The organism is Micromonospora sp. CA-248212, assembly GCF_050948405.1.
In the GTDB taxonomy this organism is placed as follows: Bacteria; Actinomycetota; Actinomycetes; order Mycobacteriales; family Micromonosporaceae; genus Micromonospora.
Genome location: NZ_CP192023.1, coordinates 3,574,784 through 3,596,125, shown reverse-complemented (window position 1 = coordinate 3,596,125; position 21,342 = coordinate 3,574,784). Strand labels below are relative to the sequence as shown.

22 protein-coding genes and 2 pseudogenes are annotated in these 21,342 nt (G+C 73.7%); 15 read left to right on the top strand and 9 right to left on the bottom strand.

The genetic code is table 11. From position 1 onward, the window contains the following. The first annotated feature begins 40 nt into the window (after window positions 1-40). A complete protein-coding gene (locus ACQP03_RS17295) occupies window positions 41-526 on the top strand; it encodes an RrF2 family transcriptional regulator (protein ID WP_357395003.1) in 486 nt (161 codons plus the stop codon). Between the two features lie 23 nt (window positions 527-549). Here ACQP03_RS17295 and ACQP03_RS17290 read toward each other — a convergent pair whose 3' ends face one another. Next, window positions 550-2,097: an ArnT family glycosyltransferase gene (locus ACQP03_RS17290; protein ID WP_433461108.1), complete on the bottom strand. Its 1,548-nt coding sequence runs from the start codon at window positions 2,095-2,097 to the stop codon at window positions 550-552. Window positions 2,098-2,269: 172 nt separating this feature from the next. Here ACQP03_RS17290 and ACQP03_RS17285 point away from each other — a divergent pair, with 172 nt between their 5' ends. The 5 genes from ACQP03_RS17285 (at window position 2,270) to ACQP03_RS17265 (ending at window position 5,658) form a co-directional block, all read left to right on the top strand. Next, the gene (locus tag ACQP03_RS17285) at window positions 2,270-2,776 is read left to right on the top strand and encodes a DinB family protein (protein WP_357118633.1); all 507 of its coding nucleotides are present in this window, start codon (window positions 2,270-2,272) and stop codon (window positions 2,774-2,776) included. 24 nt (window positions 2,777-2,800) lie between these two features. Next, a complete protein-coding gene (locus tag ACQP03_RS17280) occupies window positions 2,801-3,436 on the top strand; it encodes a GNAT family N-acetyltransferase (RefSeq protein ID WP_433461107.1) in 636 nt (211 codons plus the stop codon). 660 nt (window positions 3,437-4,096) lie between these two features. Continuing rightward, a complete protein-coding gene (locus ACQP03_RS17275) occupies window positions 4,097-4,639 on the top strand; it encodes a DUF2087 domain-containing protein (protein ID WP_357118639.1) in 543 nt (180 codons plus the stop codon). 10 nt (window positions 4,640-4,649) lie between these two features. Beyond that, a complete protein-coding gene (locus ACQP03_RS17270) occupies window positions 4,650-5,165 on the top strand; it encodes a GNAT family N-acetyltransferase (RefSeq protein WP_357170086.1) in 516 nt (171 codons plus the stop codon). Between the two features lie 67 nt (window positions 5,166-5,232). Further along, the gene (locus ACQP03_RS17265) at window positions 5,233-5,658 is read left to right on the top strand and encodes an Hsp20/alpha crystallin family protein (protein WP_357118645.1); all 426 of its coding nucleotides are present in this window, start codon (window positions 5,233-5,235) and stop codon (window positions 5,656-5,658) included. On the opposite strand, the gene ACQP03_RS17260 is transcribed toward ACQP03_RS17265, so the two are convergent. Continuing rightward, window positions 5,648-6,748, bottom strand: coding sequence for a helix-turn-helix transcriptional regulator (locus ACQP03_RS17260; protein WP_433461105.1), 1,101 nt, complete (start codon window positions 6,746-6,748; stop codon window positions 5,648-5,650). The two genes, ACQP03_RS17265 and ACQP03_RS17260, sit on opposite strands and share 11 nt — an antisense overlap. Before the next feature lie 96 nt (window positions 6,749-6,844). On the opposite strand from ACQP03_RS17260, the gene ACQP03_RS17255 reads away from it, so the two are divergent. Together ACQP03_RS17255 and ACQP03_RS17250 are read left to right on the top strand one after the other, a co-directional pair. Further along, entirely contained in the window at window positions 6,845-7,843 is a 999-nt protein-coding gene (locus tag ACQP03_RS17255; protein WP_357118651.1) for a tyrosine-type recombinase/integrase, read from the top strand. Window positions 7,844-7,872: 29 nt separating this feature from the next. Next, on the top strand, window positions 7,873-8,718 hold the full coding sequence (locus tag ACQP03_RS17250) for an LLM class flavin-dependent oxidoreductase (RefSeq protein ID WP_357170089.1): 846 nt from the start codon (window positions 7,873-7,875) through the stop codon (window positions 8,716-8,718). A 76-nt stretch (window positions 8,719-8,794) separates the two neighbouring features. Here ACQP03_RS17250 and ACQP03_RS17245 read toward each other — a convergent pair whose 3' ends face one another. From ACQP03_RS17245 to ACQP03_RS17235, 3 genes and pseudogenes are all read right to left on the bottom strand, one after another. Beyond that, complete coding sequence (locus ACQP03_RS17245) at window positions 8,795-9,163, bottom strand: VOC family protein (RefSeq protein ID WP_357118657.1); 369 nt, start codon at window positions 9,161-9,163, stop codon at window positions 8,795-8,797. Window positions 9,164-9,257: 94 nt separating this feature from the next. Continuing rightward, a complete protein-coding gene (locus ACQP03_RS17240) occupies window positions 9,258-9,923 on the bottom strand; it encodes an acyl-CoA dehydrogenase family protein (RefSeq protein ID WP_433461177.1) in 666 nt (221 codons plus the stop codon). Between the two features lie 242 nt (window positions 9,924-10,165). Beyond that, window positions 10,166-10,960: pseudogene (locus ACQP03_RS17235) on the bottom strand (acyl-CoA dehydrogenase family protein); the annotation flags it as partial. Between the two features lie 125 nt (window positions 10,961-11,085). Between ACQP03_RS17235 and ACQP03_RS17230 the strand changes: the two are divergent. Genes ACQP03_RS17230 through ACQP03_RS17220 form a run of 3 tightly spaced genes read left to right on the top strand, consistent with a single transcriptional unit; the run spans window position 11,086 to window position 13,917 of the window. Further along, window positions 11,086-11,544: an Rv0361 family membrane protein gene (locus ACQP03_RS17230; RefSeq protein WP_433461103.1), complete on the top strand. Its 459-nt coding sequence runs from the start codon at window positions 11,086-11,088 to the stop codon at window positions 11,542-11,544. Next, window positions 11,531-12,724 (top strand): low temperature requirement protein A, encoded by a 1,194-nt coding sequence (locus ACQP03_RS17225; RefSeq protein WP_433461102.1) that lies wholly within the window; start codon window positions 11,531-11,533, stop codon window positions 12,722-12,724. Before ACQP03_RS17230 ends, ACQP03_RS17225 begins: the two co-directional genes overlap by 14 nt. Then, on the top strand, window positions 12,721-13,917 hold the full coding sequence (locus ACQP03_RS17220) for a low temperature requirement protein A (protein WP_433461101.1): 1,197 nt from the start codon (window positions 12,721-12,723) through the stop codon (window positions 13,915-13,917). Before ACQP03_RS17225 ends, ACQP03_RS17220 begins: the two co-directional genes overlap by 4 nt. On the opposite strand, the pseudogene ACQP03_RS17215 reads toward ACQP03_RS17220, so the two are convergent. Next, window positions 13,884-14,003: pseudogene (locus ACQP03_RS17215) on the bottom strand (thymidine kinase); the annotation flags it as partial. The gene ACQP03_RS17220 and the pseudogene ACQP03_RS17215 overlap by 34 nt on opposite strands. Window positions 14,004-14,006: 3 nt before the next feature. Between ACQP03_RS17215 and ACQP03_RS17210 the strand changes: the two are divergent. The 3 genes from ACQP03_RS17210 (at window position 14,007) to ACQP03_RS17200 (ending at window position 17,525) form a co-directional block, all read left to right on the top strand. Continuing rightward, entirely contained in the window at window positions 14,007-14,294 is a 288-nt protein-coding gene (locus ACQP03_RS17210) for a hypothetical protein (protein ID WP_433461248.1), read from the top strand. A gap of 127 nt (window positions 14,295-14,421) precedes the next feature. Next, window positions 14,422-15,369 (top strand): hypothetical protein, encoded by a 948-nt coding sequence (locus ACQP03_RS17205; protein ID WP_433461100.1) that lies wholly within the window; start codon window positions 14,422-14,424, stop codon window positions 15,367-15,369. 20 nt (window positions 15,370-15,389) lie between these two features. Continuing rightward, entirely contained in the window at window positions 15,390-17,525 is a 2,136-nt protein-coding gene (locus ACQP03_RS17200) for an AfsR/SARP family transcriptional regulator (RefSeq protein WP_433461176.1), read from the top strand. Here ACQP03_RS17200 and ACQP03_RS17195 read toward each other — a convergent pair. Next, window positions 17,513-18,049: a calcium-binding protein gene (locus tag ACQP03_RS17195; protein ID WP_357170104.1), complete on the bottom strand. Its 537-nt coding sequence runs from the start codon at window positions 18,047-18,049 to the stop codon at window positions 17,513-17,515. The two genes, ACQP03_RS17200 and ACQP03_RS17195, sit on opposite strands and share 13 nt — an antisense overlap. A 198-nt stretch (window positions 18,050-18,247) precedes the next feature. Here ACQP03_RS17195 and ACQP03_RS17190 point away from each other — a divergent pair, with 198 nt between their 5' ends. Continuing rightward, window positions 18,248-19,096 carry a hypothetical protein gene (locus ACQP03_RS17190; protein ID WP_357118675.1) on the top strand — a complete coding sequence of 283 codons (849 nt, stop codon included), beginning with the start codon at window positions 18,248-18,250 and terminating at the stop codon, window positions 19,094-19,096. Window positions 19,097-19,157: 61 nt separating this feature from the next. Here ACQP03_RS17190 and ACQP03_RS17185 read toward each other — a convergent pair whose 3' ends face one another. Together ACQP03_RS17185 and ACQP03_RS17180 are read right to left on the bottom strand one after the other, a co-directional pair. Then, a complete protein-coding gene (locus ACQP03_RS17185; protein WP_396833181.1) occupies window positions 19,158-19,874 on the bottom strand; it encodes a thymidine kinase in 717 nt (238 codons plus the stop codon). Window positions 19,875-19,930: 56 nt separating this feature from the next. Then, the gene (locus ACQP03_RS17180; RefSeq protein WP_433461099.1) at window positions 19,931-21,322 is read right to left on the bottom strand and encodes an MFS transporter; all 1,392 of its coding nucleotides are present in this window, start codon (window positions 21,320-21,322) and stop codon (window positions 19,931-19,933) included. Window positions 21,323-21,342 lie beyond the last annotated feature (20 nt).

Below are 21,342 nucleotides of genomic sequence, written 5' to 3'. Positions count from 1 at the left end.
TAAGAAGGATCCGAGTATCAGGGGTGGTTAGGGTGAGGCGATGAAGATGTCCGGCGGTGTCGAGTGGGCGCTGCACTGCTGTGTCGTGCTCACCACCAGCAGCCGGCCGGTCCCGGCCGCCCGGCTCGCGGAGCTGCACGACGTCTCCGGCAGCTACCTCGCCAAACAGCTCCAGTCGCTGGCCCGCGCGGGGCTCATCCACTCCGTGCAGGGCAAGTCCGGTGGCTACGCGCTGACCCGCGCGCCGGAGTCGATCAGCGTGCTGGACGTGGTCCACGCCGTCGACGGGCCCGGCCCGGCCTTCGTGTGCACCGAGATCCGCCAGCGCGGGCCGCTGGCCACCCCACCCGGCGACTGCACCGGCGCGTGCCCGATCGCCCGCGCCATGTGGACCGCCGAGGCGGCGTGGCGTGACGCCCTGGCCGGCATCACGATCGCCGACCTCGCCCGCGACGTGGACGTCGACTCCGGCCCCGAGGCCCTGGCCACCGTCCGCGCCTGGCTCACCGGCGACCCCGCCGGCTGAGCGCTCGGCGGGCGTGACGTGGCTCAGCCGGCGCGGCGTACCTCGGTGTCCCAGATCTCGGCCCACGGACGTCGCAGCCCCCGGCACACGTGGATCGGGCCGCCGTTCTCGTCGTTGGCCACCTCGACCCGCTGGTCCACCCGCCCGGCCAGCACACACTGCTCGAACCAGCCGTTCAGCGCGTCGGGGCGCTCCCAGCCGACCGCGATGACCACGTCCGCGTCGGCGGGCGGGCGTCCGAAGTCCAGCATGCTGTTGTGGCCGGAGTACGCCCGGGGCAGCCCCCGTGCCGGTCCGTAGCGCGCGACCGCCCCGGCCTCGCCGTAGTTGGCGGTGAGCACGACCGCCCGCGCGCGATCGGACTCCGGCAGGCCACGGTGGACGGTGGCGAGTGAGTCGGCGAACGCCGGCCAGCCGATGGTCTCACCGGCGTCGTAGTTCACGTCGACCACGAAGGCGGGCAGCCGGTCGGCCGGCAGCACGGGCAACAGCAGCACGATGCTGGGCAGCAGGAACGGCACCGCGCCGGCCGCGAGCACCCCCCGCCGCAGCCACGACCGGCCGCGCGACGCCCAGGCGGCGGTGACCACCGCGCCCGCCGCGACGAGCGCCAACAGCAGGGGAGCGTCGTAGTAGCCCTTGCCGCCGGCCACCAGGACCACACCGAACACGACAATCCAGGCCCAACCCACCGCCCGGTACGACCGCCACGCCGGCCGGCGCAGCAACGCGACGAGACCCGCGATCCAGATCGGTACGGCGTACGGGCTGATGATGAGGAACTGGAGGGTGAACGCGTCGAGGCGGCCGCTGTAGGAGCTGCCCCCGTCGGAGATGGACGCGGCCACGCCGAGCTGCGGGAATCCGTGCGCCGCCTGCCAGATCAGGTTCGGCGCGGCCAGCACCAGGGCGGTCGCGGCGGCGGCGAGCACCCGCCGGTCGCGCAGCAGCCGACGCGGCCCCGCGATCAGCACCCCGGCGAGCAGGCCCACGGCCAGCAGCGCCGGCAACAGCTTGTTGAGCATGCCCACGCCGAGCACCAGCCCGAGCGGGAGCGCCCACCGGGTGTCGCCGGTGCGCAGCAGTCGCACCGCGCACCACGCCACGCCGAGCCAGACCAGCAGGTCGACGGTCGTGGTGCTGAGCAGGTGCCCGCTGGCGAGCACGATGCCGGAGATCGCGGCGAGCACCGCCGCGAAGCTCTGCCCGCCCCGGCCGCCACCCAGCTCCCGGGCGATGGCGGCGACCAGCAGGACCGCGCCCCCGGCCAGCAGCGCCGACGGCGTCCGTAGGACCACCAGGTTGCCCGGCGCGATCTCGTCGAGCAGGCGGGCCAGCGCGGGGACCAGTGGGCCCTGGTCGACGTAACCCCAGTCGAGGTGCCGACCGCAGAGCAGGAAGTACAGCTCGTCGCGGTGATAGCCGTAGCGACCCGCGAGGAGCAGCAGCGTCACGCTGGTCGCGGCGGCCACCAGCCACGGCCCCCGCGTACGCGGACCGGGCTGCGGCAGCTCGGTCGGTGTGGACGACCGGGCCGGCGGGCGCTCGGTGTCGATGACGGGCTCGCTCACCGATCCATCATCGCCCGTGACGACGCCGGGTGGGTGCCCGTAAAGCCTCCGGGTGCACGTGCCCTGAGCAGGTGCGAAGATCAGTTTCGCAACCCGACCGAGAGGACGACATGCGATACCGCACTCTGGACGCCACCGGCACGGTGCGCGGACGCGACCTGTCGAGCGGGTCATGATTGCCTTCCCCGAGCCGACCGCACCGGCCGGCAGCCGCACCGAGGTCTTCCTGCGCTACCTGGACTACTTCCGCGAGTCGGTGGTGGCCAAGGTGTCGGCGTTGGACGAGGCGGAGCTGCGCAGCAGCCGGCTGCCGTCCGGGTGGACGCCGCTGGAGCTGCTCACGCACCTGCGCCACGTCGAGCGACGCTGGATCGAGTGGGGTTTTCAGGGTCGGGACGTCGCCGAGCCGTGGGGAGACCGTCGGAACGACCGCTGGTACGTCGCTCCCGACGAGACCCGTGACGACCTGGTGGCGGCGCTGCGGGCGCAGGGCGCGCACACGACCGCCGTGGTGTCGGCGCACGACCTGGCCGAGATCGGGGCGCCGGGCCCACGCTGGGACGGCGCGGACCCGGCGTCGTTGGAACGGGTGCTGTTCCACCTGGTGCAGGAGTACGCCCGTCACCTGGGCCACCTCGACGTGGTCGCCGAGCTGGCGGGAGGCCCGACCGGGGAGTGAGGCCGCCCAGCCGATAATGGGCCGATGCCGCTGCTCGTCACGCCCGCCCTGCCCGCCGGGAGCCTCGCCGCCCAGGAACAACCCCACCTTGCGGTACGCCCCGGGCTGGCGCTGCGGCCGTGGCGCGACCACGACGCCCCCGCCGTACGCGCGGCGTTCGGCTGCCCGGCGATCCAGCGGTGGCACGTGCTCCGACTCGACGACGACGCCGAGGCCAGGGCGTGGACGGCACAGTGGACCGGTCGGTGGCGTGCCGAGACGGCCGTGAGCTTCGCGATCGTCGACGGCGACGACCGGCCGGTCGGCCAGACGGGACTGCGGGAAGTGCTGCTGACCGAAGGGTCGGCGCAGATTTCGTACTGGCTGCTGCCCGACGCGCGCGGTCGGGGGATCGCCACCGCGGCGCTGGAGGCGCTGACCCGGTGGAGTTTCACCCAGGCCGGGTTGCACCGGTTGGAGCTGAACCACTCGACGGCCAACGCGGCGTCGTGCCGGGTCGCCACGCGGGGCGGCTTCGCCGTGGAGGGGGTGGCGCGTCAGTCGATGCGGCACGCCGACGGCTGGCACGACATGCACCAGCACGCGCGACTGCGCACCGAGGGGCCGATCGACTCAGCGGGGCTGCGCCCAGCCGACGAAACGCGGAGTCAGATCGGGTAGCACCACGTCGGGGTTGAGCGTGGCGAGGTCGACTTCGGCCTCCTTCTGGACCGCCGCCAGGTGGGTCAACAGACCCGGACGGTCGGGGCGGGCGCAGCCCTGCGGTAAATCCGTTGCCCACCAGGCACGGGTTGACCATGCTGACGCGCATGGATCAGTGACCAGTGGCGCACGTGCGCGATGAGGACGGGTTCGAGTGACCTCCCCGCCTCCGTCCGCCGTGCCACTCGAAGCCCACACCGCAGGACCGGTACGGGCTCCTTCAGCGACGTGATCTGCGACGTCGCGCCAGCCGGAGACACCGGCTACCCGCCACTGGATCCAGGAGGCCCCTCGGCGCCTCCTGCCGAAACCCTGGAATCGCCGAAACCATGAGTAGTTCCCGCCAGGTCCGGATGCCCGCCTTCGTCCGCGCGGACACGCCTGCCTTCGACGCGTCAGGCGTCTTCGCGACCCCACCGCAGCCGCGCCCCCAGCGCGGCGTCTCTCGGTGTGACCTCGCCGCGGCAGCCTTCTCACCACGATCACGCCCACCGCTGACCGCTGACCCGATCCTTTTCAACCTCGAGATGAGGACCGGCAGGCCAGAGATGGTGGACCCGGGCGCGTACCCCGGAAATTGCCTGGCGGCGCGCATACCGCGATGGGAGGGTGACCGGCATGACTGCGCACGCTCTGGCCGGGGCCCTGGCCGACGACGGACGGCGACGGATCTTCGCGGCGGTCGCGTTGGGATCGACAAGCGTGCCCGAGGTCGTGCAGCGCTCCGGCTTGGCCACGCGGGCCGTGCGCACCGGGCTCGGTCGGCTCGCCGCCGCGGGCCTCATCACCGGCGGTGACGGCGCGCTCGCGGTCGACGAGGCGTCGCTGCGGGCCGCGGCGCGCGAGCGCCGCCCGGCCGACGACGCCGCGCCGGCCGACGACCCCGTGCTGCGTACGTTCCTGCGCGGGGACGTCCTGGTCGGCATGCCGGCGCAGCGCGGACGGCGGCGAACGCTGCTGGCACACATCGCGCAACGCTCGTTCGAGCCGGGTACGCGCTATCCGGAGCGTGCCGTCGACGACGCGCTCAAGCCGTGGTGCGCCGGCGGCGCGTCGGACCACGCCACCCTGCGCCGCTACCTCGTGGACGAGCGGTTGCTCACCCGTGAGCAGGGCATCTACCAGCGGACCGACACCGAAAACCCGTTGACCGGCCACTGATGATCGACGGGTGACCACGACCGTTCGACCCGACTGGGTGACCGCCGCTGTCCGTCCCGACCATCCGGACGCGACACTCCTGTTGCGCGAGTACATGACGGAGATGGTGGTGCGCTACCACCGCCGCCCCGACCGACCCGGCGAGGTCGACGCCGCGCTGGCCGAGATGCCCAGCGACGACCTGGCGTACCCCACTGGTGTGCTCCTGCTCGCCCACCGCGGCGCGGATCTGGCCGGCTGCGCCGGGTTGCGCTGGCACCGGGACTGGGCCGAGCTGACCCGCGTCTTCGTCCGCCCCGCGCACCGGGGGGCCGGTGGGGGCGCGGCGCTGCTGGCCGCCGTCGAGCGTCGGGCGCGGGCGGCCGGAGTGGACCGCATCCGCCTGGACACTCGCGCCGACCTGGTCGAGGCCCGCGCCCTGTACGCCCGGCACGGCTATGTCGAGATCCCCGCCTACTCGCGGGGCCCGTACGCCGACCACTGGTTCGAGAAGGAGTTGACGGCCGGCTCGGAAGGCGCTAAATAAGAAGAGGAACTTGAGTCACCTCGACTCAACCATCACCTTCGGCCAGGAGAACCGAGGAGGCATGACCATGTTGATGCGTACCGACCCGTTCCGCGAGGTGGACCGGCTCGCCGAGCAGTTCTTCGGTACGGCAGCCCGGCCGGCGACCATGCAACTCGACGCCTACCGCGACGGAGACTTCTTCTACGCCGCGTTCGACCTGCCCGGCGTCGACCCCGACACCATCGACTGCACCGTCGAGCGCAACGTCCTGACCGTCCGTGCCGAGCGCCGCCGACCCGCCGGCGACGGTATCGAGCTGGTCGCCGCCGAACGTCCGATGGGCACCTTCACCCGGCGACTGTTCCTCGGTGACACCCTCGACACCGACAAGCTGGAGGCGGGCTACGAGCACGGGGTGCTGACGCTGCGCATTCCCGTCGCCGAGCGGGCCAAGCCCCGCCGGGTCACCATCACCGCCAACGGCAACGGCCGACGGCAGATCAACGCCTGAACACCGCCTCGATGGCCGGCGCCCGCCCCGGGGTGCCGGCCATCGGCGCGTCGCCGGCCTTCGACTCCCGGGCCGGCGCGTCGCCGGCCCTCGGTCCTCGGGGGAGCGCGTCGCCGGACGGTGGGTAGAGGGCGGCGAGGGCGTGGGCGGTGCTGGCGACCAGCTCGCGTAACTCGGTCGGGGTCAGCACCTCCACCTGCGCGCCGAGCTTGAGCATCTCTACACAGCCGTGGCGGACCGACTCGATCGGCACTGTCGTCGTGACCCAGCCGGCCGCGTCCGGCGCACCGGCGTTCTCCTGCGCCGCGCGGCTCATCGCCGGCGGAAACAGGTACGTCGTCTGCGCCAGCGCCGCCACCGTCATCCGTACCCGCGCCTCGGCGCGGTAGACGCTCCGCTCGTAGCGTGCGGCCAGCTCCTGCCAGCTCTCGGCGAGGTCGAACCCGGTCGGCCGTTCGGCGGGCTCGTCCAGCACGGCCAGGTCGAGGATCGCCGCCACCCGATAGGTCCGCACCTGCCCCGACGCCGCGGCGACCAGGTACCAGCGGCCGGCCTTGAGCACCACGCCGAACGGATCGAGGGTGCGCGTCACCTCCCGAGGCGCCTTCCACCGCCGGTAGCGCACCTGCACCCGGCGGTCCTCCCAGACGGCTGCGGCAAGTGCGGCCAGGTGTGGTGTGGGCTCGGGTTCGCGGAACCAGCTCGGCGCGTCGAGGTGGAACCGCTGCCGGAGCCGGGCGCCCCGGTCGGCGAGGTCCGCCGGCAGCGCGGCGCGCAACTTCAGCTCCGCCGTGGCCAGCACCGAACCCAGGCCCAGCTCAGCCGCCGGGCCGGGCATCCCCGCCAGGAACAGCGCCTCGGCCTCACCGGCGGTCAGGCCGGTGAGGCGGGTGCGGTAGCCGTCGAGCAGGCGGTAACCACCGGCCGGGCCCCGCTCGGCGTACACCGGCACGCCGGCGGCCCCCAGCGACTCCACGTCGCGGTACACCGTACGAACCGACACCTCCAGGGCATCGGCCAGCTCGCCAGCGGTCATCCGCCCCCGGGCCTGCAGGAGCAGTAGCAGGGAGACCAGCCGGCTGGCACGCACGATGCGACCGTAGCCGACCCCGATGTCGCCGCTGCGAGGGCCGGCCGTCGGCGCGCCTGCGTGGCAATCCCATCCGCTGCTGAGAACCTTTTTCACATGGTGTCCACCGACGCGCCCATGCTCGCCCGCCCCACCGCCCGACCGGCCCTGCCGAGCGCGCCGCTGGACGTCACCGAGGCCTGGCTGCGCAACCGTCGCCTCTCCGAGCACACCCGCGACGCGTACCGGCGCGACGTCGCCGCCTTCCTCGGCTGGTGCGCGGGACACGACCTGGACCCGCTGCGGGCCACGTTCCTGCACGTCAACGAGTACGCCCGCACGCTGGAGTCCACCCTCGTGGCCCGCAGCGGCCGACCGTTGACCCCGGCGACCGTGGCACGCCGACTCTCCGCCCTGTCGAGCTGGTACGACTTCCTCGTCAAGCTCGGTGGCGTACCCGCCAACCCGGTCTCCGGCGCGGACCGCCCCCGCGTCGACCGGGACCACTCCGCCACCATCGGACTCACCCCCGAGGAGGTGGACGCCCTGCTCACCGCCGCCGACGCCGAGACCGGCCCGACGGCGGCCCGCAGCCGGGCGGCCATCGCGCTCCTGGCCGACCTGGGCCTGCGGGTCGGGGAACTGGTCTCGCTGGACCTGACCGACCTCGGTACCGAACGCGGGCACCGCAGCGTGCGGTTCGTCGGCAAGGGCGGCAAGCAGCGCCGCCGCGCCCTCACGCCGGGCACCGCGTACGCCCTCGACGCGTACCTGGCCCAGCGGGCCGCCGCCGCCGGCGTGCCGGTGACCCACCTGACCGGGCCGCTGCTGGTCACCGCCAGCGGCGCACGACTCGACCGGCACTCCGTGTTCCGGATGGTCCGCCGCCTCGCCCGGGCCGCCGGCATCCCGGCGTGGGCGCGACTGTCCCCGCACTCGCTGCGACACGCGTTCGCCACCACCGCCCGCTCCGAGGGCGTCCCCCTGGAAGACGTGCAGGACGCCATGGGGCACGCCGACCCGCGCACCACCCGCCGCTACGACCGGGACCGGCACAACCTCGACCGCGACCCGGCGTACGCGGTGTGGGCCGCCCGGTCGCGTCGGCGCGGCTGACCGTCGTACCCCCGCCCTACGGTCGGGGGATGAGACACGGCCTGGAGATCCCCTGCGGCGGCGACGACCTCGACGTCGCCACCCTCGTCGAGCTGGGTGAGCTGGCCGAGCGCGCCGGCTGGGACGGGGTGTTCCTGGAGGACTACGTCATCCACCACTGCGGCGACGACCCGTCCACGTACGACCCGTGGCTGATGCTCACGGCGATCGCCGGGCGTACCGAGCGGGTGCGCCTCGGCACCGCGGTCACGGCGCTGCCCCGTCGGCGTCCGGCGAAGCTGGCCCGCGAGGTGTTGACCCTCGACCACCTGAGCGCCGGCCGGGCCACGGTTGCCGTCGGTGTCGGTGACCCCGCTGACCGGGGCCTGGCCGCGTTCGGTGAGCCGACGGAGGTAGCCGTGCGCGCCGCGATGCTCGACGAGGGTCTGGACCTGCTGACCGGCCTGCTCAGCGGTGAGCGGATCGAGCACCACGGCACCCACTACCGCGCCGAGCAGGTGGCGCTGCGGCCACCGCCCGTGCAGTCGCCCCGGGTGCCGGTCTGGGTCGGCGGCAGCACCCAGGCCGGGGCGGTGCGGCGTCGCGCGGCACGCGCCGACGGCATCGTGCCCTACAAGCTGACCGACACCGACGGCTGGGCCGACTTCACCCCCGACGAGGTTCACGAGCTGGCAGCGGCCATGCCGCCGACCCGGGCCGACGGCCAGCCGTTCGACGTGGCGATCGGCGGGCGACGCCGCCGCCCGGACGAGCGCGCCGAACGGGCCTACCTCGGGGAGTTGGCCGCCGCCGGGGCGACCTGGTGGCTGGAGTACGTGCCGGTCGGCGACCCGGCGGCGATGCGCGACGCGGTGGCCCGCGGCCCGTTGCGCTGAACGCCGCGTCAGCCCTGCGGCATCACCCGTGGCGCGCCGGACGGCAGGCCACGGGTGACGCGCCGAGGGCCGGGCGTCAGCCCTGCGGTCGGCGGCAGAGGCAGAACGGCTGCCCGATCGGGTCGAGCAGCACCACCCACGTCTCGCCGGGCTGGAACTCCGGCTTCGACGCGCCCGCGGCCACGAACTCCTTCTCGGCCACGGCCAGATCGTCGACGTAGAGGTCGAGGTGGTACCGCTTCTGCCCGGCCGAATCCGGCCAGGCCGGCGGTTGGTAGCCCTCGACGAGGCCGAACCCGATGGACACGCCGCCGTTGCGGATCATGGCGTACTCGGCTTGGCTGTGGGTGATCTCCCAGCCCAACGCCCGGTGGTAGAAGGCGGCGTGCGCGGCAGGGTCGGAGCTGTCCAGGTTGACCATCGCGAGGTCGGCGGTTGTCGTCATGCGTGCAGTCTGCGCCGACGTACCTGCCAACTCCTGTCAGGTACGTCGACTTTTCTCGACGCCGGCGACCGTCACCCCCGCTCCCGTCGACCGGTCAGCAGAGCAGGTCCAGGTGGTGGTGGGCGTCCTCGGCGATGTCCTCGTGCCGCAGCCACCGCCGCGCCCACAGCCGGGCCGCCAGCTCCGCCTGCTCGTCACCCCAGGCGGCGTGCTCCACGAGCAGCGCGGCGGTCAGCGCGTACGCCAGACGCAGCGCCAGCGCACGGGCACCGGCGATGACCGTCGCCGCGCCCGGGTCGGCCGTCACCGCGACGATGGTGTCGCGGAGCTGCCCGGCGACCGTGGCCAGGGTGTCGGCCAGCGCGGGCGACAGCGGCCGGGCCAGGTCGACGGCGGCCGACAGCCGTCGCAGCAGCGGCGACCCGGCGTCCTCCCGGGTCAACGCGCGCAGCACGTCCAGGGACAGGACGTTTGTGGTGCCCTCCCAGATCGGCAGCACCTGCGCGTCGCGCAGCAGCCGGGGCACCCCGGTGTCCTCCACATACCCGGCGCCGCCGAAGCTCTCCACGTACTCGCTGGCGGAGCTGACGGCGAGCCGGCCGGTGGCGAGCTTGGCCAGCGGCGCGACGATGCGCAGCTCCGCGACCGCCTCCGGGTCGGCGCCGACCTCCACCCGCCCGAGCAGCGCGAACGCGTGCCCGGCCAGGGCGAACGCGCCCGCCGCGTCGACCGCGAGGGTGCCGAGCGTGGCGCGGTGCAGGGGCGAGGACGACAGCGGGCCGCCCGCGACGTGCCGCGCGTCGGCGAACGCGCGGGCGTAGGCGAGCCCCGTCGCATCCCGCCGGCAGCGGCGGCGGCGTTGTGCACCCGGGTCACCACGACCAGCGTCATGGCCCGGACCAGGCCGGGCACCGCCGGGTCGCCCAACGGCACCGCGTACGCGTCGCGCAGGCCGATCTCGGCGGTCGGCAGCGCCCGGGTGCCGAGCTTGTCCTTGAGCCGGTGCACGACGACACCGGGAGCGGGCGCGTCCGGTGCCGCGCCGGTGGCCAGCGGCGAGTCGACCGCGTAGCGGGGTACAAGGAACGGAGCGAGCACCCGGCTGCCCCGCCCGGCGCCCTCGGGACGGGCCAGCGCCACCGCCATCGCCGCGTCGGCCGCGGAGCAGAACCACTTCTCCCCGGTCAGCCGCCACGAACCGTCCGCCGCCGGCCGGCCGATCGTGCTGGAGCGGCCCAGGTCCGAGCCGCCCTGCGACTCGGTCATCCACTGCCCGCTGGTGATCGCGGTGTCCGGATCGGTGGAGGTCAACCGGGGCAGCCACGCGTCGCGGACACCCGCGTCGACGTCGGGCAGGCTGAGCAGCGCCGCCGCGCCGTCGGCCATCGCCACCGGGCAGGAGAACGTCGCCGACTCCGGCCCGTACAGGTGCAGCAGCGCATGCTGCACGACCCGCGCGGCAGCGCCCCAGGTGCCCCGGGCGTCGGGCAGGTAGGGCAGCGCCACCACCGCGTGCCGGGCGGCGGCGGCCCGCTGCGCCTGCCAACCGGCGGACACCTCGATGCGGTCGACGCGGGCGCCCCACGGGTCGTACCGGACCAGCGTCGGCGGGTGCGCCTCGGCATCGGCGTGCGCCGCGCGCAGCGGCCCGCTCACATCGGCGGCCAGGTCGGCCAGGCGGCCCTTCGCGGCGGCGTGACCGGCCGCCCCGAGGTGACGCTCCAGCCAGGACCGCAGCAGGGCATCACCGGCGTACGGGTCGGCAGGGGGTGGTACCGGCTGCACGAAGCGGCTCATCGATCGGCTCCCTGACGCTACGGGGGTGTGCGCCGACGGTAGACGATGCGTCGCCGCACCGAAAGAAGGCCCAGTTTCCGGCTTGCCATGCCTCACCGCGACGGCTTTCTCTACGGTCGGTAGTCGTGGGTGCCGGCCAGTCGTGGAGCCGACCGGCCCGGCGGCGCCGCCCGATGCGTGCCGGGCTGGTCTTCGCCGGGTTCGGCATGGCGCTGTGCTGCGTCGGAGTCGCCGGACTGGGAGCGTGGAACCTGCAGACCGTGCGGCAGGCCGCCGGCCCGATCCGGGAGACCGCCGACGGGTTCCTCAGCGAGGTGTCCCTGGGTGACAGCGATCGTGCGTACGAGCGGCTGTGCGCCGACGCCCGGACCCGGTGGAGCGCGATCGGGTTCACCAGTTGGGTGCGGACCCCGCCCATGGTGACCGACTACGAGATCACCGACGTGTCGGTGTCCACCAAGGGTGGGCGTCCGCGCGGCACGGTGACCGTGAAGGTGACCCGCGCCGGCGGCATCAGCGAGGAACGCCGCCTGCCGGTGGTCCGCGAGGGCGGCGACTGGCGGGTGTGCGGTGACCCCTTCTGAGCCGCCGGCCCCGGAGCTGGCGCACCCCCGGCTCTTGCGCCGGCGGCAGGGCGTCGAGCCGACCACCTCGACCGAGTTGTTCTTCGACCTGGTCTTCATCTTCACGATCACCCAGGTGTCGCACTACCTGATCGCGCACCCGGACTGGCGTGGCGCAGCCCGCACCGCGCTGCTGTTGGCGCTGGTCTGGTTCGTCTGGGTCTACACCACCTGGGTGACCAACTGGCTGCAACCGGACCAGGGCCCGGTACGGGCGATGCTGATCGGGGTGACGCTGGGCAGCCTGCTGTTGTCGGCGACGATCCCACAGGCGTTCGCCGGGATGGGTCTGCTCTTCGCGGTGGTCTACGTCAGCGTGCAGGTGGGCCGGACCGTGTTCGCGTTGTGGGCGGCGCAGGGCAATCCGTGGCTGGTCGACGGGTTCCAGAAGTCGTTGCCCTGGATCGCCGCCACGTCGGTGCTCGTGGTGGTCGGCGGCCTGCTCGACACCCCGGCCCGGGAGGTGGTGTGGACGGCCGTGATCGTGCTCGAGGTGGTGGGCCTGTCGACCGGCTACCCCCTGCCGGGGCGTGCACGCAGCCGCCCGGAGCGGTGGATGGTGGAGGGTGGGCACCTGGCGGAGCGCTGCGCGGCGTTCGTGCTCATCGCGCTCGGCGAGTCGATCCTGGTCACCGGCAACACCCTGACGTCACACGTGGACGTGGTGCGCCTCGGCGCGTTCGGTGTGGCGTTCGCCGGCTCGGTGGCGCTGTGGTGGGTGTACTTCGCGCGGTCCGCCCCGGCCGCCGCGGAGGTCGTCGCCCGCGCGGGCACGCGTACCGGGGCGCTGGGCCGGCTCGCGTTCAACTACCTGCACCCGGTGATGGTCGCCGGCATCGTCGTCACCTCGGCCGGCGACGAACGGCTGCTGCACGCTCCGGGCGCGACGGCCACCACGGTCACCGCCCTGTTCACCCTGGCCGGCCCGGCGCTGTTCCTCGCCGGGCACGCCGCCTACCAGGCGGTGCTGTGGCGGGCGCTGCCCACCAGCCGGATCGCCCCTGTGGTGGTGCTGCTGGCCCTGATACCGGCCTGCGTGGGTCTGGGCGCCACGGTGGTGACCTGCGCGGCGCTGGCAACGGCGGTGACCGTCGCGGTGATCATGGCGGATCGCCTGCGGGCCCGGCGGGGCACGTCGTGAGCCGGCCGGCGCACCCGCAGTTGCTGCGTCCCCGCCGCGGGGTGGAGCGGACCACGTCCACCGAATTGTTCTTCGACCTGGTCTACGTCTTCACGATCACCCAGTTGTCCCAGTACCTCAGCGCGCACCTCGACTGGCCGGGTGTGGGGCGTACCGCGGTGCTGCTGGGCATGGTCTGGCTGGTCTGGATCTACACCGTGTGGATGGGCAACTGGCTACGCCCGGACCGCGCGCCGGTGCGCGCCACGCTGCTGGTGGTGACGCTGGGCAGTCTGCTGCTCGCGGCGGCGTTGCCCACCGCGTTCGGCGGCGACGGTCTGCTCTTCGCCGGAGCGCACGCGGTGGTGCAGATCGGTCGGACGGTCTTCGCCATGTGGGCGATCCGCGGCCAGCCGTACGTCAGTGACAGTTTCCGCCAGTGCGTCGTCTGGATCACCGCCACCGGGTTGTTGGCTCTCGTCGGCGGCCTGGTGGACCCCCCAGCCCGCGAGGTGATCTGGATCGGTGTGATCGCCGTCGACGCGCTCGGGTTGGCCACCGGATTCCCGGTGCCCGGCTTGGGCCGCAGCACCCCGGAACGTTGGGAGGTCGAGGGTGGGCACCTGGCCGAACGCTGCCAGGCGTTCGTCCTCATCGCGCTGGGGGAGTCGATCCTCATCACCGGCGGCACGTTGACGCAGCGCCTGGACCGGGTGGGCATCTTCGCATTCCTGCTCGCCTTCGCGGGATCGGTGGCCCTGTGGTGGGTGTACTTCGACCGGGCGGACACCGTCATGCGAGCCCTGGCCCAGGCCGGTGAACGGGCCGGACGGCTGTCGCGGCTGGTGTTCAACTACCTGCACCCGGTGATGGTGGGCGGCATCGTGATCACCGCGGTCGGCGACGAGCAGTTGCTGCACGCTCCCGGCCACGCGGTCGGCTGGGCGGACGCGCTTGTCGTACTCGGCGGCCCGGCACTGTTCCTGGCCGGGCACGCCGCCTACCAGCTGGTTCTGGGCTTCGTCGGGGTGGCGGGCCGCGTCACGGCGACGCTGCTGCTGCTCGCGCTGATCCCCGGGACGGTCGCGCTGGCCACGCCGACAGCGGTCACCGCCGGGGCGGCGCTGCTGGTGACGGCCGCGGTGATTGTCGCCGACCGGATGTCGGAACGACGGGCGTCTCAGTCGCGGGGGCCCAGGTCGCCGCTGCGGTAGTTCCGCCGCCAGAGCACCTGGTAGCGCACGTCGGCGGTCTCCACGGTGTCGCCGATGACGACCTGTTCACCCTCGCGGACCACCCGGAGGTGTTGCTGCGGCAGCCCGGCGAGCCCACCACCCCGTTCGCCGCGCTGTTCACCCTGGGTGGTCCGGCGTTGTTCCTCGCCGGGCACGCCGCCTACAAGGCGCTGCTGTGGCGCCGCCTGCCGACCAGCCGGATCACCGCCGTGCTGGTGCTGCTGGCGTTGGTGCCGGTCTGCGTGGGGCTGGAAGTGCCCGTCGCGGTGTGCGCCGCGCTGGCGTTGGCGGTGACCGTCGCCGTCATCGTGGCCGACCGGTCGCGGGCCCGGTCCGCCGCCCGAGAGCCGTCCTGACCCCGGCCGGCGGCACTGCGTCGGTTCTCGGACAACGCCACCGTGGGCGGGCCGCACGATGGTTAGCGTGGGGTCACCGGCCCTCCGGGTGGCCTTCCTCGGTGCTCGGCCGAGTGGAGGCGACGTGATGGCAACCGACCGGCGGACCCGACCACAGCGCTGGCTGCTGCTGGTGGCCGCCCCCGGTTACGGCAAGAGCACCGCCCTGGAGGTCATCGGCGGGGACGGTCCGACGGCCTGTCACCGGGCGGCGGATCTGCTCGACGCGCTGTCGCACCCGAGCGGCCCGTCGGACGCGCACCCGCCCGCCCGGGTCGCCGTGGACGAGGTGTCCGCGCTCACCGGGGACGAGCAACTGGCCCTGGTGCGGCTGTTGGGCGCGCTGCCGGGTCAGCCCGCGGTGACGCTGGCCGCTCGACACCCCCTCGCCGACGCGGCCCGCAGCGCCTGTGCCGGACCCGTGGTGCACCGGGGACCGGAAACCCTCGCCCTCGGTCGGGACCAGGTCGCCCGGATCCTGCGCGACGAACACGCGGTCCCCGACAGTGACCTGGCCTACCTGGTCTACGAGCTGACCGCCGGCTGGCCGGCGTGGGTACACCTCGCCGGTGACGCGCTCGGCCGCCAAGGGGTCGGCCGGCGGGAGCTGCTCGCGGCCCTGACCGAACCCGGCACCGCCGGCGGGCAGTTCGCCCGCGACGAGATCCTCACCGACCTGCCCGCGCAGGTGGCGCGTCTGCTCGGCGACATCCACCACCTCGACCCGATCACCGCGCCGCTGTGCGTGGCCATCGACGCCGACGCGCCAGCCGACGCCACCGCGCAGGCGCTGCGGTGGGCGACCCGCACCGGGTTGCTGGTGGCTCACCCCGCCGGCGGTCCGACCTCACCGCCGCGACGGTGCGGCTGGTACCGGTGCTCGCGGCGGTGCTGGCCCAACAGGAAGGCCGCCCGGACGCCTCGGGTCGCCGCCGGTTGTCCGCCGCCGCCGACTGGTACCTCGCCCACGCGTACCCCCTCGCCGCCGCCCGAGCCCTGCGCGACGCGAACGACACCGCCCGGTGCGCGGCGCTGATCGTCAGCCACGGCGTGGAGATGCTCGCCGGCGGTGGGGCGTCCGACGTCACCGACCTGATCAGCGCGCTGCCGCCGCCCGAGCAGCACCCCGACCTGCAACTGATCCTCGGCGACGCGCTGCGGATGTCCGGCTCGGTGACCTGGGCGTCGCGCGTCTTCGCCCCGCTGCTGGCCCAGGCGGACCACGACCGCCGGTGGCCGGCGCGGCTGCTCTGGCGGGCCGCGATGGTGCCGTACCTGCGGACCGACTACGCCGGCGCGCTCGCGGTGCTCGACCGGGCGGACGCCGCGCCGACGCCCGCCCCACCGGGCCCCGACGACGTCCTGCTGCTGGCCTGCCGCGCCAGCACCCTCGCCCAACTCGGCCGGGTCGACGACGCGGTCACCACCGGGGCCCGCGCGCTCGTCGCCGCCCAGCGGGTGAACGAGGACGCCCCGTTGGCGGCGGCGCACATCGCGGCCGCGCTCACCTCGTCCGGCACCCGCCGCGACGGGCACCTCGCCGACGCCCTCGCCGCGGCCGAACGCGCGGGTGACCTGGTTCAGCAGGCGCGGGTCCTGGTCAACCAGGCGCACTGCCTGCTGCGGGAGGCCCGGTACCCGTCGGCGCTGGCCACCGCGGTACGGGCGGTCCGCGCGGCGGAGCTCGCCGGCCCGCCCGGAGTGCTGGTGACCGCCCTGCACAACGCGGGTGAGGCGCTGGTCCGGCTGGGCCGCTACGACGAGGCGACCCTGCACTTCACCCGGTCCAAACTGGTCTCGCAACGGTTGGGGCTCAACCGGGCGGCCGCCGGGGTCTACGGGTTGGCCGAGGTCAGTCGCCGTCTCGGCCGGCGCGAGGAGGCGCTGGCCGCCTTCGCCGAGGCCGCCGAACTGGCCCGTGACGTGGGGGACCTGCAGGTACGCATCCCGGCGCTGGCCGGCCTGGCCCGGCTGCGCTGCGAGAGCAACGCCGCCGACCTCGACGCCGCCCGTGCCGCCGCCGACGAGGCACACCGGCTGGCGCCGGCGTTCCTGCTCTCCTGCGCGCTGGCCGCGACGGGCTGGGTGGCGTACGCCGAAGGTGACCTGGAGGTGGCCCGGCGGCGGGCGGCCGAAGCGGTACGGGCGGCCCGGACCGGACGGCAGGCCGACGCGTTGGCCGAGGCGTTGGAACTCACCGCCGCGGTCGCCGCCGACCCGGCCGCGAGTCGCGACGCCCTGGTGGAGGCCGGCGCGATCTGGCAGGCGGCGGGCGCGGGTCCGGCCGCCGAACGGACAGTCGTCCTGCTGGGCCGGGTGCCGGGCGCGGACGCCGCGCAGCGCTCGGCGGCGCGGGCCGCGGCCAACCGGTTGCTGGCGCTCGGAATCGAGACGGTCGACGGCCGGCAGTTGTCCGAGCTGTCCGTCGACGGTGGAACCGTCGAGGTGCGGGTGCTCGGCCGGTTCGAAGTCATCGTCGGTGGGCGGGAGGTCCCGCTGCCGGCGTGGCGGTCGCGGCAGGCCCGCACGCTGCTGAAGATCCTCGTCGCCCGGCGTGGCCGCGCCGTGGGACGGGCCGAGCTGTGCGAACTGCTGTGGCCCGACGACGAGCCGCGGCGCACCGCGCACCGCCTGTCGGTGTTGCTGTCCGCCGTGCGTGCCGTGCTCGACCCGCCCCGGCGGTGGCCCGTCGACCGGTACGTGCGCGCCGACCTGACCGGCGTACGCGTCGACCTGACCCGGGTGGTCGTCGACGCGGAGACCCTCCTGGCCGACGTGCCCCGGGCGGAGCGGCTCGCCCGCGCGGGTGACCCGGCGCGGGCCCGCGCGGTGCTCGCCGACGTGGACGCCGCCTACCGGGGGGACGCCTTCACCGACGAGCCCTACGAGGACTGGGCCGACGGGCTGCGCGAACAGGCCCGCTCGATGTGGTTGCGGGCGCTGCGGGAACTGGCCCGGCAGTACCGGCGCGACGGCGACTCCGACCGGGCCGCGACCACCCTGGTCCGGCTGCTCGACGCCGACTGCTACGACGAGTGGGCGCACCGGGCGCTGGTCGCGACGCTCGTCGGGGCCGGCCGGCACGGGGAGGCCCGGCGGGCGTTCGACAGGTGGGGCGGGGCGATGCGCGCGATCGACGCACCGCCCCCGCACCCGGATGTGCTGCGCGCCAGGGCCGGTCAACAGGGGTAGAGGTTCTCGTTGCCCGCGTTGGTGTCCACGTACGCGTAGAAGATCACGCTGGCGTCGGGGTTGTCGTCCTGGGCGCAGGTGTCCGCCCCGCCCCCGCCGTCGAAGATGTCGCCGTTGGTGGCAACGCCCCAGACGATGACGCCGGCCTTGCCGATCAGCAGGTCCGCGCCGTGCGACCCGTTGAGATGGTCGTTGCCGTCGAGACCGGCCAGCACGTCGTCGTTCGGACCGCCGACGAGGGTGTCACCGCAGCCCTCACCGAACAGGATGTCGTTGCCGGCGCCGCCGTAGATCGTGTCGACGCCACCGCCGCCGTAGATGGTGTCGTTGCCGCCGAGCCCGTGGATCTCGTCGGGACCGGCGCCGCCGTAGATGACGTCGTCGCCCTCGGTGCCCATGATCGGGTCGCCGGCGGTGGAGGCGCACGGGTTCGCGTCCGGGTCGGCGTACGCCGTGCCACCGCCGACGCCGATCAGAGCGCCGCTGACCAGGAGGGCGGCCAGCGCCGCCGCTCGGATACGCATGATGGGACCTCCCGTTCGTGGACCCCGTCCGGAGTCCGGTGACGCCACGGTGACGTCGCCGGCAGGGTCGCAGCCGCCCGTCATCGTGGCGTCAGTACGCCGTCCGCGTCCGCGCCGATGACCGGGCCCTGACCAGGGTGCGGAGTCTGGTCGCAACGCCGTCGTCGACCGTCGACGAGGCAGTGTGGAGGGAATCCAATGAACCGGAAACTGGCTGGTCTGGCAGTGCTGACCAGCGTGGCGGCGGCCACGACGCTGCTCGCGCCGAGCACAGCGGCGCAGGCGTCGGTCGGCCTGTACCGGGTCGCCGCGACGAGCGTCCTGGACGCGACGAACGCCAAGACGATGACCATCTCGTGCAACGGCGTCGACCAGGTGGTCGGCGCGGGTGGACGGATCAACGACGGTCAGGGTGACGTCCTGATGACCCGGGTCTACGCCGACGCGACCCTGCGTACGGTGACGGTGTTCGGGGTGGAGGCCAACGCCACGAACGTGCCCTGGTCGGTGGACGCGTTCGCGGTCTGCGCCCCGGCCGGGGCGGTGTCCGGCCTGCAACTGGTCACCACCACGTCGGCGAGCAACGCGCTGGACAAGGTGGGGATCACCGCCGTGTGCCCGCCGGGCAAGAAGACCTTCGGCGGTGGGTACCGGATCGACAACGCCAACGCCGCGGTGGCGATCGACGAGCTGGCGTTCACCGCGGCGCTCGGTTCGGTGTCGAGCACCGCGTACGTGTTCGGCGCTCCGGGCAACTTCACGTTGCAGACCCAGGCGTTCTGCGCCACCGCGCTGCCGGCGATGGCGTTGACGGAGGCGACGAGCGCGTTCAACGCGAACTCGCCGAAGTCCGTGACGACGCCGGCCTGCCCGGCGGGATCGCAGACCGCCGGGGTCGGGGCGGTGTTGACCGGGCTCTCCGGGGCCGGCTCGGTGGCGACGTTGGTGCCCCGGCCGGCACTGGACACCGCCGAGGCGACCGGACGGGAGATCGTCGCGTTCGCCACGCCGTGGAACATCAGGGCGCAGCAGGTCTGCGTGGGCTGACCCACCCGTACCACGGCCGGCCGTCCCCAGCACGGGGGCGGCCGGCCACCGCGTCGACGCGTCAGTCGCGGGGGCCGAGGTCGCCGCTGCGGTAGTGCCGCCGGCAGAGCACCTGGTAGCGCACGTCGGCGGTCTCCACGGTGTCGCCGATGACGACCTGTTCGCCCTCGCGGACCACCCGATCGTCGACGACCCGCGCGTTGAGCAACCCCTCCCGGCCACACCAGCACAGCACCTCGACCTGGATGCGGGCCACCTCGTCGGCCAACTCGAACAGGCGCTGCGCGGCGGGGAACAGGCAGGACCGGAAGTCGGTGGCGAGGCCGAACGCGAACACGTCCACGTCGTAGCTGTCCACCAACTCGGCCATCTGCTCGACGTGCTCGACGGTGTAGAAGCAGGCCTCGTCGCAGATCAGGTAGTCGACGCGTACCCCGTCGGCCCAGCGCCCGCGCACCAGCGCCCGCAGGTCCAGGTCGTCGGTGACCTCGATGGCCTCGTGGGCCAGGCCGATGCGGGTGGTGACCTGTGGACCCAGCGACCGGTCGATGCGGGTGGTGACCAGGCCTCGGCGGCCCTGCCGGGCGTGGTTGTAGTTCATCTGCAACGCCATCGTGGACTTACCGCAGTCCATCGGCCCCCAGAAGAACTTCAACGCCGCGGCGTGCACCGGCCGCCCGTCGAGCCCGCGCGCGGCCGCGCAGGCGGCGGGAGCGTGCGGCTGGCCGGGGAACGGGTGGGCCAGGCAGGTCGGGGTGGCAGCGGCGTCGTCGGTCACGGTCGGGCAGCCTAGCCGATCGACCGGCCCGGATCTGTCAGGTGCGTCGCACGTGCTCAGAGCACCCGTGGTGGGGTGTTGCCGGCCGCGATGATGGCCCGGCGCATCGGCACCGCCAACAGCAGCAGGAACCCGACCACGAAGAAGCCCACCAGTGAGACCAGGCCCACGCGGTAGGAGGCGGTGAGTTGGAACACGATGCCGAACGCGAGCGGGCCCAGCCAGCTCGTACCCCTGTCGCTGATCTCGTAGAAGCCGTAGTATTCGCCCTCCTTGCCGGCGGGGATGAGCTGGCTGAACAGGGACCGGCTCAGCGCCTGACTGCCCCCCAGGACCAGACCGATGCAGGCGCCGAGCGCCATGAACGGCAGCGGCGCCTCGGCGGGCAGCCAGAACACGCCGAGGATCACACCGGTCCAGAGCACCAGGCTGATCAGCACCGTCTTGCGCGCGCCGATGCGCCGGGCCAGCGCGCCGAGGAGCAAGGCGCCGCCGAAGGCGAGGAACTGCACCAGCAGGATCGTGACGATCAGGGTGCTCTGCTCCAGCCGCAGCTCCTCGGTGCCGTACTGGCTGGCCATCGTGATGACGGTCTGGATGCCGTCGTTGAAGACGAGGAACGCGAGCAGGAAGAACAACGTCAGCGGGTACGCCCGGATCTCGCGCAGGGTGTGCCCGAGCTGCCGGAACCCGTCGGTGAGCACGTTGCCCCGCGCGGCCACGGCCGCTGTCACGGGACGGTCGCGCAGCCAGCGCAGCGGCACCAGGGTGAACGCCGCCCACCACACGCCGGCGGACACGATCGACCAGCGGGCCAGGTCCAGGGTGCGCTGCGGGTTGTCGTCCTCGCTGAGCAGGGAGACGGTGGCCAGGTTCACCGCCAGCAGCAGGCCACCGCCGAGGTAGCCCAGCGCCCAGCCACGACTGGAGATGCCGTCCCGTTCGTCCGGGCCGCCGAGCTGCGGCAGGAACGAGTTGTAGACCACGATCGCGGCGCCGAAGGAGATGTTGGCGACCAGGAACAACGCGCCGCCGAGCAGGTACCGGTCGCCGGTGACGAAGGCCATCGCGATGGTCGCCCCGGCGCCGGTGAACGCGGCCCCGCCGAGTAGGCGTTTCTTGTGCGCCGACCGGTCGGCGATCGCCCCGATGACCGGCAGCGCGAACACGGTCAGGAACACCGACAGGGAGATCAGGTACGGGTAGTACGACCCGGCCGCGACCCGGATGCCCAGCGGGTGCACGTACCCGTCGCAGGTGTCCGCGCCCAGCTCGCAGCCGGCGGCCGTCTCGGCGACGGTGGTCAGGAACGGGCCGAGGAACACGGTGATCACCGTGGACTGGAACGCGGAGTTCGCCCAGTCGTAGATGTACCAGCCTCGGCGCTCGCGGGGGCTGCTCGCCGGAGGCGGGGTGTCGGTCACCGTGGGGGTCACGGTCTCGGCCATCGGAGGTTCCTTCGGTGCTG